Source organism: Campylobacter sp. W0014 (assembly GCF_020135975.1).
Lineage (GTDB): Bacteria > Campylobacterota > Campylobacteria > Campylobacterales > Campylobacteraceae > Campylobacter_D.
On record NZ_JACHTR010000014.1, the window covers coordinates 1 to 16,955 of the forward strand.

Consider the following 16,955-nt stretch of genomic DNA (forward strand, 5'->3'; position numbering starts at 1 on the left):
AAAACCGCCTCTAACGAGTAAAGATTCTAGATTATTAACAAGATGAATTTGAGTATCCATAAGATAAGGGGTTAAGGATTTGCTATAACAGTATTTTTTAAATTCGGCCTGTATGGCTTCATTTTTCATTTTAAAAGCTGTATTTAAATTGATCAATCTTTCATCTAGGTTTTCTTTTAGCTCGCCTTTATCGTCAAATTTTTCACTAAGTTCTAAAATCCCGCTTGGAAATTCGATTTTTTCAAGCCAAGTTTTCAAATGTGTTTCAAATTTTAAACCCTTTAAATACTTAAAATAACGAAAAATCTTAACAAATTCATAAATTTCTGCTAAATGTAAAACACCTTGTTTGCTTAAATGTATTAAAGCAAAGTCTAATTTTTTTAAAGAAAGCGGGGGCTTAAAATCTATCTTTGAAAGCTCACAAATTCTTTCAAAATGCAAATGAGAATCCCCTTGCAAAAATATATCTTTTTCTCTTGCAAAAAAAGCCTTAAATTCATCCAAATAAGCTTTTAAATCGAGCCTTAAAGCAATATCTTCCATCTTATAACTCACATCTTTTTATATCAATAATCAAATTATCTTTTTTTGAAATAAAACTTTGCGTACCACTTTCATAATTAAAAAATTGATTTGAGACATTTCCTTCTTTACAAACAATATTTTCACCATGGTTGAATTTTTCAATCAAAAGTATTGTTTTAGAATCTTGTTTTGAATTTTTATACTCAAACCATATCGCAAAAGCTATCAAAAATACAAAGAAAAAAAGATAAATTAATTTAAGCTTTAAACTTGATTTTTTATTAAGAGCAAAAACAAAAATAGCAAAAAACAAGAAAATAAAAAAATACAGAAAAAGTCTAATCATTAGCTTGCCTTAATTTATTGCTAATATCTCCTGCTCCAAATCCTATAATAAGTCCTTGATCAAAAACTCTTCCTTTATCACTAACTAAAAATTTGCCTTCTCTTTTGATATCTTCTACAAATAAGGCCTTAGGAAAGTATTTTTTTAAATCGATTTCAACTTTTTCTTCTCCTGCAGCATAAACGGGCAAAATCACAAGTTCATCAACCCCATCAAAAGCATGGATAAAATCTTGCAAATTTGCTAACAAACGCGTATAACGATGAGGCTCAAAAATAGCTGTGATCTTAGTATAACCGCCAAGTTTAGCATACTCTTTGGCTGCTTTTAAAGTCGCTTTGATCTCTGTAGGATGATGACCATAATCATCGATTAAAGCCAAGCTTTCATCCGCATGTAAAATGTCAAATCTTTTTTTAATTCCTTGATAATTTTTAAGTCTAGTTTTTATAGTCTCTACATCTAAAAAATTTAAAGCCGCTAAAATTGCCAAAGAAGCATCGATAGCTAGATGATAACCCATTCCTAAAATATCAAAATTTCCAAGATCTTTAAGTTCAAAACTCATTTTAGGCTTAAAATTTTCTATTTTCATGGTGCAATTTTTAATATCTTTGCTAGGATAAAGACGCAAAGCCTCTGCCTTAAAATCTTTCAAAAAATCATCTTCTGCATTGATAACGCGAATTTTTGCCATATCAAGAAATTGCGTATAAGCTTGATGCAATTTTGAAACTTGATTTTCATAATGATCTAAATGTTCCGCTTCAGCGTTAGTAACAATGGCTAAATAAGGATTGGAATTTAAAAAAGAGCTATCGCTTTCATCCGCTTCAAAAATAAGATTTTCACTTTCTTTATAGATCATATTAGAGCCAAATTCTTTTAAAATAGCACCTATAATCACCGAAGCATCATCAAATAAAGAAGCTAAAATACTCGATGTAGTGCTCTTTCCATGCGCACCAGCAACGGCAAAAACACGCTTATCTTGCAAAATAAGCGGTAAGGCCTCTTTTCTTGAAAGGCATTTTATACCTAAAGATTTAGCGTGTTTAAATTCAGGATTTTCTTCCTTTATAGCCGCTGAATAAATAACTAAATCTTTATTTAAAACATTATCTTGATGATGAGGAATAAAGATCTTTACACCCTCTTTTTCAAGCTTTTTAGTAATCTTACTTTCCTTAAGATCACTCCCGCTAATAACGCAGCCTTTTTCCTTTAAAAATCTTGCTAGCGCAGAAATTCCTATACCGCCTATACCAATAAAATGAATTTTTTGCATATTTTAAGCCTTTATTTTAAAAAGCCTAAATTTTAACACTTTTTTACTAAAAAGAAAATATAAGCCTTAGTTTGCCACACCTAAACGTTGAGCCAACTGATAGAAATTTAATTCTTTATAAGATTGAGCAAAATTCTTATGATACGCGTCAAGATCGAAAGCTTTATTGTTATCTTTTAAAGTATTATTGTTTTCAAAAAAATATCCTTTATTTCCTATATAAACTCCATCATTATCCGCCCATACAACATCATTAAAAGCAAATTCTAATTTTTTATTTGTAGGTTTTGCAAGCATATTTCTTCCACCAACGCTTAAATAATGAGCATTGCTAAGACTTAAAGCATAAAGAGTAGGAAAAATATCCTTATGAGAACCCAAACGATTTTTATCATAGTAAAGATTATTTTGCAAAATCTTAGGTATGTAAAGATAAAAAGGCACACTATAAGCAAAGGCTTTTTGAGAATTTAAATCAATCCCCATTTCACGAACTCTATGATCTCCAGTAGCTACGATTATAACACTATCTTTAAATGAACTTTGCTTAACCTTATCTAAAAATTTACCAAATTCATTATTTGCATACGTATAAGCTTTAATGATATTTTCTTGCTTATTTTTATCATAAGGAAGTAAATTAAGCAAAGCTTGTGGGATATTTTCTAGCTTAGGCAAACCTTCTTGTGCGATTTTATAAGGGGGATGATTTGAAATTGTTAAACCGATGATCAAAGTATTATGAGGATTTTTTTGCAATAACTCATAAACTTTTTTATATAAATATTTATCGGCTATCCCATAACCATTTTCACTCGTTTTAGCTTGTTTGTATTCTTTCATCAAAACATTTTCATCAATAATTTCATCAACACCCAAAACACTTAAATAATTTTTAACATTTTGCCATGAACCATTTCCTGCGCTTACAAAAATAACTTTATATCCTGCTTTTTTATAAACAGCAATAGGGGTTAAATCTAAATAAGTTTTTTGAAATTTACTTGTAGAGATATTTTGATATGGACTTATAAAAAACAAATTAGCAAAACTTGGTATCGTGCCATTGTAAGCACTTAAAAATCTTTTAAATACAAAATCTTTTTCAAAATGTGGCTTTAAGGCACCTAAAAAATTATGCTCTTCATTTGAAAAATCTGCCAAATTAAGTCCAAAACTTTCCATTAAATTGATAAAAACACTAGGATGAATTTTTTCAGCTTGTCTATTTTTAGGACTTGTGTATAAATTATCAAAAAGTTTATTTTTAAGCTCTTGAGCTTTTAAAGAACTGATTGCCTTAAAACTTTCTTCTTGTCGGTATTGTTTAAAAGCCCAAGAAAAAGCCATAATAGGATTTAGCATAGTATCATTTAAAACGCTAAATTCACTAAAAGAATAATTTTGAACATTGATAGCTACATGCTTAAAAGGACCTCTTAAGGCCACAATATAACTTCCAATTAATATTAAATTTAACAATATCAATATAGGAAATTTTAGCTTAATGGTTCTTAATTTTAATCTTAGAATCTTTAAATTAATAAAAATACACAAAAATCCAAAAATAAACATAAATACAAAAATTTTTAAAATAGGATAATCATTATAAATAATATCTAAAATAGTTTTTGTATTATCATCTTTTAAGCTAAACATAAAAATATCAAACTTGCTTTTATAAATTTCATAATAATAATATTTTGCATAAGAAAAACCCAAGGAAAGAAAAGAAATGAAAACTATGTAAAAACTAGAAAGTATAAAATAAATTTTAGATATTCTTTCTTTAAAAATACTACTAAATTTTATTTGAGAAAAAAACAAAGATATAAAAGCACATAATAAAAAAGGTAAAAAAGCAACACTTAAAAATCTTATATCGTGAAAAATGCCTAAAAGATACATTTGAGCAAATTCACTTTTATTACTAACTAAATTACTAGGAATAAAACCAATTTGCATCAAAATTCTATTCACTGTAAAAACAATTATAAATAAAAAAGTAAAAATAATAATTTGTAATAGAATTTTTCTCATGCAAAACCTCAAATATAAAAATTATATTATAAGCGCATAAAAATAAATATTTTTAAATTATGCACTTATTATCTTTCAAAACCCTTCGTCATCTTATCAAAACACCAAAGTTTTTTCGCTTCGTCTGATTTCGTAGGCTCAATGATTAGCATTTCTTCTTCGTTACCAAGTCTTTCTTGAATTTCACCAAAAGCGTCAATAAACATAGTATCGCCGTAAAAATTCCAATCCTCTTTAAGCTTACCTATGCGATTAACTCTTAAAATACTGGTTGAATTTAAAAAAGCTCTCATTTTTAAAAGCTCTTCCCATCTTTTTTTGCTTTCAAAGGTTGAAGCCGTAGGGATAATAACCAAATCAATCTTTTTTTGCATGATCATTTTCCAAAAGCCATCAAAATGAACTTCAAAACCAAAAAGTAAAGCACATTTTAATCCTGCATAAGAAAAAGTAAAAAGTTTATATTTGTCGCATTTATTATTAAAAAAACCTTTTTCATTCCAATGACTATAAGGCATCAAAATTTGCTGTTCATAACTTTTTATTCCATTAGGAGAAACCTTTAAACAAAGTTTTTTATAACCCTTGCTTTCAACGCTAACAAAAGGTGCTATAATTTCTAATTCATATTTTTTTGAAAGGCGTATTAAGCTTTCTTTTTTAGCCTCGCTTTGCTCTTTTATCATGGATTTTGGCATAGAAAGCAATTCGGTAAAAAAACTATTGATGACATATTCACCTAAAACAACAAGATCAGCTCCGCTATCTTTTGAAGCTTTTAAATAATAATCCAATCTTGATTCACTTAAAGCTAAAGTAGGAAATTGCAAGGCTGAAATTTTACTCATCAATACTCTCCACTTCTAATTTTGCTTTTTCTAATTCTTCTCTAGCTTTTTTGATGCTTTCTAGACCCATTTTATATATTTTCACACTTTCATTTAAAGTCAATTCATCATTATTTAATTTATCTAATGCTTCATTAGCTTTTTTTATCTTTTCTTCAAAACTCATTGATTAACCTTATAATTTGGCGCCTCATGAGTTATGGTTACATCATGAACATGACTTTCTTTAAGACCTGCACTTGTAATTTCTACAAATTCGGCTCTAGCTTGAAAATCTTGTATATCTTTAGCGCCCACATAACCCATAGAAGAACGAAGTCCTCCTAAAAGTTGATGCACCACACTTTTAATACTGCCCACATAAGGCACACGTCCTTCTATACCTTCAGGAACTAATTTATCTTGAGCTGTTCCTTCTTGAAAATAACGATCAGAGCTGCCCTTTTGCATCGCTCCAAGCGATCCCATTCCTCGGTAAGATTTGTATTGTCTTCCTTGATAAGTAAAAAGCTCTCCTGGACTTTCATCTGTTCCCGCTAAAAGAGATCCTATCATAACAGAACTCGCACCCGCTGCTAAAGCCTTAGCTATATCACCTGAATATTTAATCCCACCATCAGCAATCACCGGAACTCCGTATTTTTTAGCTTCTATAGCACACTCATCTATAGCTGAAATTTGAGGGACACCCACGCCAGAAACTATACGAGTGGTACAAATACTTCCTGGCCCTATTCCCACTTTTACAGCATCCGCACCCGCTTCACAAAGAGCTTTTGCAGCCGCTGCGGTAGCGATATTTCCCGCGATCAAATCTAAATTTGGATACTTTTGTTTTACAGCTTTTATCGTATCAATAATACCCTTAGAATGTCCATGCGCAGAATCAAGCACGACAACATCAACCCCAGCTTCTACCAAAGCATCGACTCGATCGATTTGTCCTACACCTATAGCAGCACCAACGCGAAGTCTTCCAAAGCTGTCTTTATTTGCATTTGGATATTCTTTACGTTTCTTAAGATCTTTAATTGTGATCAATCCCTCCAAATGACCTTCACTATCTATAATCGGTAATTTTTCTACTTTATTTTTGCTAAAAATTTTTTCAGCATCATCTAAAGTGCATCCTTTTGGAGCAGTGATTAAAGGGGCTTTTGTCATCACATTTTCAACTAAATTAGAATAATCATTTTCAAATCTTAAATCACGATTAGTCAAAATTCCGATCAATTTTCTAGACTCATCAACCACTGGAACACCAGATATTCTATATTCTGCCATAATTTCTAAGGCTTGAGCTATGCTTGATTTTGGACCAATAAAAATAGGATCTATAATCACTCCACTTTCACTTTTTTTCACTCTTTTAACTTCTCTTGCTTGAGAAGCGATATCCATATTTTTATGGATAACTCCAAGCCCACCAAGTCTTGCCATCATAATAGCTGCTCTATGTTCAGTTACTGTATCCATCGCAGCAGAAATCAAAGGCATATTTAAGAAAATATTTTTTGTAAGTTGAGTATGAATTTGAACTTGTTTTGGGAGTATCTCAGAATAACAAGGGCGTAAAAGCACATCTTCAAAAGTTAAAGCACGTTTGACTATATTCATTATTTTCCTTCCTTTATAATATTTTCAAGACTTAAAGCACCATCAAGCAAGGTTTGCTCTTCAAAGGCTTTGCAAACAAGCTGAGCTGAAATATTAAGCCCATCTTTATCTTTACCCACTGGCACACTAATACCTCCAAGACCGGCTAAATTTAAAGAAATAGTATAAACATCCTCTAAATAAACTTCGATAGGACTTTTTTTGGCGTTGAAATCAAAAGCTGTCGTTGGAGCTACAGGCATAAAAATCAAATCACAATCTTTTAAAATTTCTTCATATTTAGCTTTTATAAATGCTCTAGCCTTTTGCGCTTTAATATAATACGCATCATAATATCCACTGCTAAGCACAAAAGTTCCTAGTAAAATTCTTCTTTTTACTTCCTCTCCAAAACCTTCACTGCGGGTATTAATATACATATCTTTAAGATTTTCTATATTTTCAGAACGTCTTCCATAACGCACACCATCATAACGACTTAAATTCGCACTCGCCTCAGCCGTTGCGATAATATAATACGCCGCTATATCATATTTACAATCAAGCATATGTTTATAAACGATTTCATGTCCGTGTGATTTTAACATATCTATAGTTTTTAAAAGAGCTTTTTTAACCTCTTCACTTGCATCATGGATATAATTTTCAATCACCGCAATTCTTAGTTTTTTGTTTGCGTTTAATTGTGATGCTGTTTTGATAAATTCAATATTTGCACTTGTACTATCCATTTTATCATATCCAGCAATAGCATCATATAAAATCGCAGCGTCTTCAACATTTTGCGTTAAAACACCTATTTGATCAAGACTTGAAGAATAAGAAGCCAAACCATAACGACTAACCCTGCCATAACTTGGTTTAAATCCAACACAACCACAAAAAGCAGCAGGCTGACGCACAGAACCACCCGTATCACTACCTAAACTTGCTAAAGCTAAGCCGCCAGCTACAGCCGCGGCACTACCTCCGCTTGATCCCCCTGGAACTTTATTTGGATTTAACGGATTTAGAGTTTTTCCATAATAAGAAGTCGCTGTTGAACTACCCATAGCAAATTCATCCATATTAGTTCGTCCATAAGGAGCAAAACCATTTTTTTTCAAATTCACAATAGCACTCGCATCGTAAGGTGCCACGTAACCTTGTAAAATTTTACTCGCACAGGTTAATTCCCAACCCTTAACACTAATATTATCTTTGATAGCAACAGGAATTCCTTCGCAGCTTTGACTTAAATCTTTACCTAAAAATTGCTCTATGTAAGCTCCTAGATGACTTTCTTTTTTGGCTCTTTCATTTAATTCTTTTTTTAAATTTTGAATTTCTTCTTGAGATAATTTCAAGGCTTCTTTTAAAGTTATCATTTTCTTTCCTTGTATTTTTTTGCATATTTTTTAATCAAAACAATCGATATGCCACAAAAAAAAGCGATTGTAAAAATAGTTATAATCACTACGCTATTTGAAATAGGATGTTCAAACATTTTTCAAAACCTCACTGCAACGCACACAAGGTTCGTTTTCTTTTTGGCTTTCTAGTTTCCAACATCTAGGGCATTTATGTGATATAGCTTTGGCAATTTTAAATTTTTCACCTTCAATTTCAAATTCGCACAAAATTTCGCCAAAGCCATCTTTAGCATCACTCACCATAAACCAATCATTTAATTCATCTTTTGGTATAAAATCAAAACGCTTAGAATCTGTGATAAGGTTAAGTTCTAAAGTTGATTTTATTAATTTATCTTTTTTAAGTGCATCGATTTTTTCAAAAAATTTCTCACGCACATTGAGTAAAAATTTATCATCTATGTCGAAGTCATACTCAAATTTTTCTTTCAAACTAAGATCAAAAACATCTACAATATTGTCTTTAATCAAATCATTAGCATGTTCTAAAGCCTCATCAACGCTATAAGTTAAAGTTGGAGCAAGTAAATTTAAAAGTTCTTTAGTGATTAAAGCCATTGCTACTTGAGCTGATTTTCTACGATCGCCATTTTTAGCATCACAGTACAATCTATCTTTACTGATATCAAGATAAATTCCACTTAAATCCGCACTTAAAAAATTTAAAAGCATATTAAAGCCTTTAGCAAATTCATAAGCTAGGAAATTTTCTTTAACATTTTTAAATACATAAGTTGCACGCGTGAGTATCCATTTATCTATAAAGCTAAATTCATTAATTTGTAAATTTTGCAAATCATTAATGTTCGCAAGTAAAAACCTTATAGTATTTCTTATTTTTCGGTATTGCTCGCTTACTTGTTTTAAGATATTATCAGAAATTTTTAAATCACTTGAATAATCACTTAAAAGTATCCAAAGTCTTAAAATTTCAATCCCGTAAGTTTTGGCTACATATTCAGGTGCTATCACATTACCTTTAGATTTGGACATTTTTTGCCCTTTTTCATCTGTAGTAAATCCATGGGTTAAAATGCTTTCATAAGGAGCGATTTGTTTAATAGCGCTTCCAATAAGCAAAGAGCTTTGAAACCAACCTCTATGCTGATCGCTTCCTTCTAAATACATATTAGCTCTTTTTTCTCCAGCGTCATAAATTCCGCTATTTAAAACCGCATTCCAAGTGCTTCCACTATCAAACCAAACATCTAAAATATCATAAACTTTTTCTAAATTTTCTGGATTATATTTTGAATTTTCAGGAATTAAATCTTTAATTTCAAATTCCCACCACGCATCGGCTCCATGTTGTTCAAAAATATTGGCTACAAAATCAAAAAGTTCAGTATCAAAAATCACTTCCTTGGTGGTTTTATCCCTAAAAAACGCTATAGGCGTCCCCCAATCTCTCTGACGTGAAATGCACCAATCAGGACGATTTTCAACCATAGATCCGATTCTTTTTATACCGCTTTGTGGATAGAATTTTGTTTTTAGAATTTGTTCTTTTGCGCATTCTCTTAAAGTTTTACCCTCTAAAAGTGCTTCATCCATTAAAATAAACCATTGTTTAGTTGCTCTATAAATGACAGGTTTGTGAGTTCTCCAGCAAAACGGATAAGAGTGTATAAATTTGGAAGAATGCAATAAAGAATCACCCAAAAGTTCTAAAATTCTTTCATTGGCCTTAAAAATATGAAGCCCTATAAATTCATTTAGTAAATTTTCTGGCAAAAGTTTTTTAGTCCTTAAAGTTTCATCATAACACCCTCCATCATCCACAGGCATTAAAACTTCAATACCATATTTTAAACAAGCATAATAATCATCTTCGCCATGGCCTGGAGCGGTATGCACAAGCCCACTTCCACCATCCATTAAAACATGCTCACCCATAATCAAAGTGGATTTTCTAAAATTTAAAGGATTAATCGCTTCCAATCTTTCAAATTCTTTTGCACTAAGCTCTTTTTGCACCTCTCCTTTTGTTAAACCTTTTTCTACCATACTTTTAAGCAAAGCACTTGCAAAAATAAAGCCCTCTTTAGTGATCACATAATTTTCATTAGGATTTAAAGCAATGGCTTGATTAGCCACTAAAGTCCAAGGTGTAGTTGTCCAAATAACTGCACTAGCTTTTGAAACTCCTATTTTTTTACAAGCATTTTCATCCAAATTAAAAGCTACAAAGATAGAATAATCCTCTTTATCTTCATATTCTACCTCAGCTTCAGCCAAAGCTGATTTTGCAGCCCAACTCCAAAAAACAGGTTTAGAACGCTCACAAAGCAATCCTTTTTTAGCAATTTCGCATAAAGTTCTATAAATAGCGGCCTCAAATTCAAATTTCATCGTAAGATAAGGCTTATCCCAATCCGCTATAATGCCAAGTTTTTTAAACTCTTCTCTTTGAATATTGACAAATTCATCAGCATGTTTTCTGCAAAATTCTCGGATCTCTTTTTTACTTAGACTTTTCTTCTTTTCACCAAGTTTAATTTCAACCTGCTGCTCTATAGGCAAGCCGTGACAATCCCAACCTGGAGTAAAACGAATTTTTTCTCCGTTAAAATAATGTAATTTAATAATCGTTTCTTTTAAAATTTTATTTAAAGCATGACCAATATGAATATGGCCATTTGCATAAGGAGGACCATCGTGCAAAGTAAAGGTATCGTAAGTATCTTTACGCTTTTGTTTCATTTTCTCATAAGCATAATTTTGATTAAACCATTTTTCAAATCTTTTAGGTTCAAATTCTGCCAAATTAGCACGCATTGAAAAAGTGGTATTTGGCAAAAGCAAGGTATCTTTATAATCCATAATTTTCCACCTAAATTTTTTATAATCTCAAATTTTACTAAAATTAGTTTAAAATTTAGCTATAATTACACAAAAAAGGGAAATTTTATGAAACATTTACTTTTTCTTATTGGCGATGAATTGGCAATGAATGATGATTATAAGGATTATATTTATCGCTCTTATGAAAAAAAATTTAAAGAAATTTGCGAAATTCGTTTTCAAAATAAAACCGATAAGGAATTACCTTTTTTACTAGAAAAACTTTTAACAGAATATGACTTTATAACCCTTTTTACCACATCTAATCATTATGCAACCATAGCTAAAATTCTTGCAACACTCAATGAAGATGCTTTAGTTTTAAAAGAGGATAATCTAGTTCCTGATAAAGCTTATTTTTCCAAAGATAGTTTTGTATGCGATTTTATCCATTCAAAAATCAATGTTATAAAAACTACGATAGGCAAAAAACTTCCAGAACTTCTTGGAAACATACAACCTAATTTTACCTATTTTTGCCTTTTTGGGATTGATGATGAAAGCGCAGTTGTGCTTCTTGATGCCTTAACAAAATCTTATGAAGTTAAAATCAAAACAAGCAAAATACTAGATAATCTCACACTCATTAAAGCCACTTGTCCTAATTTTGGAAAATTAGATGGATTTTTAACCAGTATTAAAAATCTTTTTGGACAAAAAGTATTTTTAGGAAAAAATCCTTTGGAATTTATCATTTCAAAACTTTTAGAAAAAAACTTAAAAATTTCCTTTGCTGAAAGTTGCACAGGTGGGCTTTGTGCTAGTATACTTACTAAATTTAATGGGGTGAGTCAAATTTTTGAAGGATCGATTGTAAGTTATTCTAATCGTTTAAAACATGAATGGCTAGGCATTGCAGAAGAAAATTTACAAAACAAAAGAGAATATAGCGAACGTTGTGTGTATTTTATGTTAAAAGGAATTTTTAAAACAGCAAAACCTGATTTTGCCTTAGCTATCAGTGGGGTAACCGGAGAAAATGATGAAGACGCGATAAAATCGGGTACTGTCTACATAGGAGCGATGTTTAAAGATGGAACATTTGTGCAAGAAATTCTTCATTTAGATGGAGATAGAGAATTAATGCAAAAACAAGCTGCGATGGCAACTTTTTGTTTATTATTAAAACTCAAGCCAGAAATTTTTGAATTTTAATTTTATAAATGATTAAACTTTAATAACCTATAATTAATTTAGCTTAAATTACATTAAGGAATTAATTATGAATTTTAAAGACCTTATTTTAAAACGCCATGCTTGTAAATTATTTAGCGATAAAAAAATTAATCAAAATGACTTAAATTTTATTCTAGAAAGTGGAATTTTAACTCCGAGTTCTTACGGCCTTGAACCTTGGAAATTTATTGTTTTTGAAAAGCAAGAAGATAATTTAAATCTTTCTAAATTATGTTTTAATCAACAAAATGTTGCTAGTGCGAGCCATAATATCGTTATTTTAGCTAGAAAAGATTTGCAAAGTAAAGATGCTTTTATCCAAAAGCAAGTACATCGATTTGCTGATTCTGATGAAGAAAAATTTCAAAAAATTTTACAAATTTACACTCAAAAAACCAACACTATGGATGATAAACAGCTCTATCATTATGCCCAACTTCAATGCTATCTTGCAATGATGCAAATGTCTTTAGCTGCTATAAGTTTAGGAATTGATTCTTGTATGATAGGTGGCTTTGACAAAGAAAAAATAGATCAATTTTTAAAATTAGAATATCCTTTTGAAACAGCGGTTGTATTAGCCCTTGGATATAGAGCGCAAGAGCCAAAACACACAACCAAACGCTTAAATTTTAATGAAGTTGTTGAATTTTATAAGGAGAAATAATGAAAGAACTAGATATTTTCAAACATCGATATTCTTGTAGAAATTTTAAAAATGAAAAATTAAATCCACAAGATCTAAAAAATATATTAGAAGTTGCTAGATTAAGTCCTAGTTCTTTAGGTTTAGAACCTTGGAGGTTTTTGGTTGTACAAGATGAAAAGAAGAAAGAAGAATTATTTCAAATTTGCAATCATCAAAATCATGTTAAAAATTGTTCTGCTTTGATCATCATTTTATCAAGACTTGACTTCTTAGATTATTTTGAAGAAAAATTAAGAAAAAGAGATATGGGAGAAAAAGAAATTCAAAAACGTCTAGATACCTATATGCCTTTTCTAAAATCTCTAAATCATGAGCAAAAAATTGCCTACGCTAGAGAGCAAGCTCATATTGCCTTAGCAGGTATACTTTATAGTGCTAATGCCTTAAATATAGCTAGTTGTTCAATAGGAGGTTTTGATAAAACTAAACTTGATTCTTACTTAAACCTTAACACTCAAAAAGAAATAGCGACAATAGTTGTAGCTTTAGGTTATTCTAATGATAAAAATTTGCCGCAAAAAAATCGCTTTGATTTTGATGAAGTGGTTCAATTTTTATAGCCAAATAAAAAAATAGAATTAAAATTCTATTTTTACCATTACTTTGCTAAAATTCTATATAATTTTTTAAATTTTATAGAATTTAAGGTCTTATATGAATTTACCCAATATTTTAGCATTTTTAAGGATTATGCTAGCTCCTTTATTTTTTTTCTTACTCACTCATTCTTTTGAAAAAATAGATCAAAGTTGGATTAATTATTTTGCCGCTTTAACATTTTCTTTAGCCGCAATCAGTGATTTTTTTGATGGTTATATTGCAAGAACTTGGAATCAAACAACAAAACTAGGCGGCATTTTAGATCCTTTAGCCGATAAAATGCTTATCTTGGCAGCTTTTTTAGGATTATTGATGATAGGAAGAGCAAATGAGTGGATTATTTATCTCATACTCGTTCGTGAATTTTTTATCACAGGATTTCGCGTAGTTATGGTTAGTGAAAATTTAAACGTCAATGCCTCATTTGCAGGAAAATTAAAAACAACCTTTCAAATGATAGCCATAGGTTTTTTAACAATGCAATGGACAGGGGGACAAATTTTGCTTTATATTGCCTTTGTTCTAACTCTTTATTCTAGTTTTGAATACGTTTTAAGCTATATGAAACAAAACAAAGGAAAATTACAATGAAATCTTTATTTTTTTTAATTTTAATACTCATACTTGGATTTAAATTTTATTCTATTGAATTTTTAGCAACAATTTTAGTGATTTCTTTTTTAATCTTTTTTCATGAACTTGGACATTTTTTAGCCGCAAAATCTCTAGGTGTTAAGGTGGAAATTTTTAGCATCGGTTTTGGAAAAAGTCTTTTAGAATTTAATTTTAAAAATACCGTTTATCGCTTAAGTGCTTTACCTTTTGGAGGCTATGTTAAACTTAAAGGACAAGATGATATGCGTCCAGGTTTTGAAAATTTAGATCCTGATAGCTATAGTATTTTACATCCTTTGAAGAAAATTTATATTTTATTTGCTGGGCCTTTTTTCAATCTCCTTTTAGCTTTTATGCTTTATATTCTCATTGGAAATTTAGGGATACAAAAATTATCAGCACAAATAGGTGCAATTGCGCCAAATTCTGCTGCACAAATAGCTGGAATGAAACCTGATGATACAATTTTATCCATCAATGGGGTTAAAATTCAAAGTTTCGATGAAATTTCAAAACACCTAAATTTACAACCTTTAAATATTGTAGTTGATAGAAATGGAGAAAAAATCAATTTTAATCTTACCCCAAAAATAGGACAAGGGTATAATGATTTTGGTCAATTAGTTCCAAAAGCACAACTTGGAGTAAGTCCAAAAGGCACTAATGTATTGGTTTTTCACACAGGGTTACAAAGCCTAAATTATGCTTTAGATGAAAGTATCAAAGCCTCAACGCTTATTGTTAAAGGTATAGTAAAACTTATTGTTGGAGATGTAGAAGCTAAAAATTTAGGTGGCATTATCACAATGGCTAATATCACCTCAAAAGCGGCGCAAACAAGTTTTACACTCCTCTTATTTATCGCTGCTTTAATTTCAATCAATCTAGGAATTTTAAATCTTTTGCCTATTCCTATGCTTGATGGAGGACATATACTGTTTAATATTTATGAAATTATTTTTAGACGCAAAGTACCAAAAAAAGCTTTTGAATATCTAAGTTATGGAGGAATGGCTATACTTTTAAGCTTGATGCTTTTTGCTACTTTTAATGATATTTTAAGAGCTTTACAATGAGCCAAAATTTTACCTATCCTTTGCCCGATTTTTCAGACCCTAAAAAAAGTATTATTTTTTGGCGTTATTCTCGTTTTTGGGCTAAAAAACTCTTGCATTTTTCTCGAGTAATTTTTTTTATTAAAATACTCAATGAAAAAAAACAATCATTTAAAATATTTTTTTCAAGAAAGACCTTATGCTTGTTACAATGTCATTAGAAGATTTTGCGATAAAAGCTTTAGTGCCAATAATAGAATTAAAACTTTACTTTATGATGTCGATAAAGGATTGAAAACATTCACTTTTCTTCCGGAAAAGAAAAGCATTTTTACACTTAAAGATGAAGAAAATACTTTTGAAATCGATCTTGATCAAAATTATCATGTTTACGAGGAAGGTTTTTGGGCAATTAAACTTAATACTCAAGTCATTTTACAAGCAAGTTTTTGCTTTACTTTGTAAAATAATATTTTAATCGCTTGCATACAAGGCTATAAGCATGAAAATTTAGATTCTTTAAAAAATCAATAAAATTTATACTAAAAAATTTTTTGGATTAAGACCTATAGATTTAATCATAGAATGCATTAAAATTTTAACTAAATTTTTAAATTGTGATATCACACTCGGTGTTCACATGAAAAAATCAAATTCGATCCAAAAAAGGACAAAGTAAGGGTTATTATACAAATTATCAAAAAATTTGGCTTGAAAATGGTGGAGAGCTTATAAAAATCAATAGACGCAATTATTATAAACTCTCTCATTTGAGAAAAAAGATTGAAGAAATTCCGAGTCAAAAACGCTCTATGTATAAAAAGCGTTTTGTAATACTTGATGAAATTGAGAAAAAAATCAATGAAATTTTTTCTAAATAATGCTTTTTAAATACTGAACACTTTTCTCACAACCTTCTTTTTGTAGCTTTAAAAGCTTTTCTAATTGCTCGTTAGAAACCTCTTGAGGATAATAATATTGCATAGCTTTTAAGCCTTTAAATAAAGGTTTTTCGATTTTAAAAGCACCCTCGCCCAGCTCAGCAACCCCACCAGTTCCTTTCTCTCTTTTAAAAGTTGCACAATAAGGATAACATTGCTCTATATTAATACGATCTAAACCTTCACTTCTTAAAATTTCTACACAAGCTTTAATATCAATATTTCCTTCACCCAAAGGTACACCACAAACATAATCCACCCCATCTTCGCTAAAAACAATGTGATCCTTACAATGCGTACTAAAAGTATATTTTGCCATATCTTTACAAGCTTTAATGGGATCTTCATAGGCCATCATTGAGTTTCCAAAATCATATAAAAATCCTATTCTAGGATGATTAATTAAAGCCAATAATTCAAGTAAATCACCTGAAGTCTGATATTCATGATTTTCTATAGCGAGCTTTAAGTCGTATCTTTCCAAAATGTCAATTAAGGCCTTAATTTCATCCGATGAGCTTAAAAATTCTTCTTTATTAAAAAGCGCCGTGATCTTAGAATCATCAAAGCTACCATCACTCGCATTTTTAACTTTTTTACTTTTATCGGTTAAAGGCACATAAGATCTAATAATCTTAGCATTTAAAATTTGTGCTACTTTGGCAATTTTTTCAAATTTATTTTTATCAAAACCTTTAGCATCAATTTCACAATACATATCATATTCATCAAGTTTTGCTTTAATCCTGTTAAGGTGATGTTCTTCATTGCTTCCTAAACACCCCCATTCCTCATCCAAGCCAAAATCTTTAATGATATTTATAATTACCCCATCACAACCTAACTCTTTTGCAAAATCAATATAAGAAAATATATCCATTCTACCATTTTGAAACCATAAATGCATGCTTTCACTCTCTAAACCAATTTTCATTT

The 16,955-nt window shown here is 30.3% G+C and carries 14 protein-coding genes and 2 pseudogenes; 6 read left to right on the forward strand and 10 right to left on the reverse strand.

What is annotated here, in order from left to right; genetic code table 11:
• From H2277_RS05600 to ileS, 9 genes and pseudogenes are all read right to left on the reverse strand, one after another.
• Window positions 1-546 (reverse strand): annotated as a pseudogene (locus H2277_RS05600) (endonuclease MutS2); the annotation flags it as partial.
• 1 nt (window position 547) lies between these two features.
• Window positions 548-874: a hypothetical protein gene (locus tag H2277_RS05605; RefSeq protein ID WP_337201372.1), complete on the reverse strand. Its 327-nt coding sequence runs from the start codon at window positions 872-874 to the stop codon at window positions 548-550.
• A complete protein-coding gene (gene murC, locus H2277_RS05610) occupies window positions 867-2,162 on the reverse strand; it encodes a UDP-N-acetylmuramate--L-alanine ligase (RefSeq protein WP_337201373.1) in 1,296 nt (431 codons plus the stop codon). Before murC ends, H2277_RS05605 begins: the two co-directional genes overlap by 8 nt.
• A gap of 66 nt (window positions 2,163-2,228) precedes the next feature.
• Complete coding sequence (locus tag H2277_RS05615; protein WP_337201374.1) at window positions 2,229-4,202, reverse strand: LTA synthase family protein; 1,974 nt, start codon at window positions 4,200-4,202, stop codon at window positions 2,229-2,231.
• Window positions 4,203-4,270: 68 nt separating this feature from the next.
• Window positions 4,271-5,050, reverse strand: a complete 780-nt coding sequence (locus H2277_RS05620; RefSeq protein WP_337201375.1) for a carbon-nitrogen hydrolase family protein — start codon at window positions 5,048-5,050, stop codon at window positions 4,271-4,273.
• The gene (gene xseB, locus H2277_RS05625; protein ID WP_137623403.1) at window positions 5,043-5,216 is read right to left on the reverse strand and encodes an exodeoxyribonuclease VII small subunit; all 174 of its coding nucleotides are present in this window, start codon (window positions 5,214-5,216) and stop codon (window positions 5,043-5,045) included. The genes H2277_RS05620 and xseB overlap by 8 nt, the downstream gene beginning before the upstream one ends.
• On the reverse strand, window positions 5,213-6,667 hold the full coding sequence (gene guaB, locus H2277_RS05630) for an IMP dehydrogenase (protein WP_337201376.1): 1,455 nt from the start codon (window positions 6,665-6,667) through the stop codon (window positions 5,213-5,215). The genes xseB and guaB overlap by 4 nt, the downstream gene beginning before the upstream one ends.
• A complete protein-coding gene (gene gatA, locus H2277_RS05635) occupies window positions 6,667-8,034 on the reverse strand; it encodes an Asp-tRNA(Asn)/Glu-tRNA(Gln) amidotransferase subunit GatA (protein ID WP_337201377.1) in 1,368 nt (455 codons plus the stop codon). The genes guaB and gatA overlap by 1 nt, the downstream gene beginning before the upstream one ends.
• Before the next feature lie 111 nt (window positions 8,035-8,145).
• Window positions 8,146-10,902, reverse strand: coding sequence for an isoleucine--tRNA ligase (gene ileS / locus H2277_RS05640; RefSeq protein ID WP_337201378.1), 2,757 nt, complete (start codon window positions 10,900-10,902; stop codon window positions 8,146-8,148).
• 87 nt (window positions 10,903-10,989) lie between these two features.
• On the opposite strand from ileS, the gene H2277_RS05645 reads away from it, so the two are divergent.
• From H2277_RS05645 to H2277_RS05670, 6 genes and pseudogenes are all read left to right on the forward strand, one after another.
• On the forward strand, window positions 10,990-12,078 hold the full coding sequence (locus H2277_RS05645) for a CinA family protein (protein ID WP_337201379.1): 1,089 nt from the start codon (window positions 10,990-10,992) through the stop codon (window positions 12,076-12,078).
• Between the two features lie 67 nt (window positions 12,079-12,145).
• Window positions 12,146-12,766, forward strand: a complete 621-nt coding sequence (locus H2277_RS05650) for an NAD(P)H-dependent oxidoreductase (protein WP_337201380.1) — start codon at window positions 12,146-12,148, stop codon at window positions 12,764-12,766.
• Complete coding sequence (locus tag H2277_RS05655) at window positions 12,763-13,368, forward strand: NAD(P)H-dependent oxidoreductase (protein ID WP_337201407.1); 606 nt, start codon at window positions 12,763-12,765, stop codon at window positions 13,366-13,368. The genes H2277_RS05650 and H2277_RS05655 overlap by 4 nt, the downstream gene beginning before the upstream one ends.
• A 94-nt stretch (window positions 13,369-13,462) precedes the next feature.
• Entirely contained in the window at window positions 13,463-13,999 is a 537-nt protein-coding gene (gene pgsA, locus H2277_RS05660; RefSeq protein ID WP_337201381.1) for a CDP-diacylglycerol--glycerol-3-phosphate 3-phosphatidyltransferase, read from the forward strand.
• Window positions 13,996-15,099, forward strand: a complete 1,104-nt coding sequence (rseP, locus tag H2277_RS05665; protein WP_337201382.1) for an RIP metalloprotease RseP — start codon at window positions 13,996-13,998, stop codon at window positions 15,097-15,099. The genes pgsA and rseP overlap by 4 nt, the downstream gene beginning before the upstream one ends.
• Window positions 15,096-15,959, forward strand: a pseudogene (locus H2277_RS05670) (DUF535 family protein). The gene rseP and the pseudogene H2277_RS05670 overlap by 4 nt, the downstream one beginning before the upstream one ends.
• Here H2277_RS05670 and H2277_RS05675 read toward each other — a convergent pair.
• Window positions 15,952-16,953 carry a TIM barrel protein gene (locus H2277_RS05675; protein ID WP_337201383.1) on the reverse strand — a complete coding sequence of 334 codons (1,002 nt, stop codon included), beginning with the start codon at window positions 16,951-16,953 and terminating at the stop codon, window positions 15,952-15,954. The pseudogene H2277_RS05670 and the gene H2277_RS05675 overlap by 8 nt on opposite strands.
• Between the last annotated feature and the right edge of the window lie 2 nt (window positions 16,954-16,955).

What these genes read in the sequence shown, in the direction of transcription:
- H2277_RS05605 (WP_337201372.1), bottom strand. Translation starts at nt 874, where the DNA reads ATGATTAGACTTTTTCTGTATTTTTTTATTTTCTTGTTTTTTGCTATT.
- murC (WP_337201373.1), bottom strand. Translation starts at nt 2,162, where the DNA reads ATGCAAAAAATTCATTTTATTGGTATAGGCGGTATAGGAATTTCTGCG.
- H2277_RS05615 (WP_337201374.1), bottom strand. Translation starts at nt 4,202, where the DNA reads ATGAGAAAAATTCTATTACAAATTATTATTTTTACTTTTTTATTTATA.
- H2277_RS05620 (WP_337201375.1), bottom strand. Translation starts at nt 5,050, where the DNA reads ATGAGTAAAATTTCAGCCTTGCAATTTCCTACTTTAGCTTTAAGTGAA.
- xseB (WP_137623403.1), bottom strand. Translation starts at nt 5,216, where the DNA reads ATGAGTTTTGAAGAAAAGATAAAAAAAGCTAATGAAGCATTAGATAAA.
- guaB (WP_337201376.1), bottom strand. Translation starts at nt 6,667, where the DNA reads ATGAATATAGTCAAACGTGCTTTAACTTTTGAAGATGTGCTTTTACGC.
- gatA (WP_337201377.1), bottom strand. Translation starts at nt 8,034, where the DNA reads ATGATAACTTTAAAAGAAGCCTTGAAATTATCTCAAGAAGAAATTCAA.
- ileS (WP_337201378.1), bottom strand. Translation starts at nt 10,902, where the DNA reads ATGGATTATAAAGATACCTTGCTTTTGCCAAATACCACTTTTTCAATG.
- H2277_RS05645 (WP_337201379.1), top strand. Translation starts at nt 10,990, where the DNA reads ATGAAACATTTACTTTTTCTTATTGGCGATGAATTGGCAATGAATGAT.
- H2277_RS05650 (WP_337201380.1), top strand. Translation starts at nt 12,146, where the DNA reads ATGAATTTTAAAGACCTTATTTTAAAACGCCATGCTTGTAAATTATTT.
- pgsA (WP_337201381.1), top strand. Translation starts at nt 13,463, where the DNA reads ATGAATTTACCCAATATTTTAGCATTTTTAAGGATTATGCTAGCTCCT.
- rseP (WP_337201382.1), top strand. Translation starts at nt 13,996, where the DNA reads ATGAAATCTTTATTTTTTTTAATTTTAATACTCATACTTGGATTTAAA.
- H2277_RS05675 (WP_337201383.1), bottom strand. Translation starts at nt 16,953, where the DNA reads ATGAAAATTGGTTTAGAGAGTGAAAGCATGCATTTATGGTTTCAAAAT.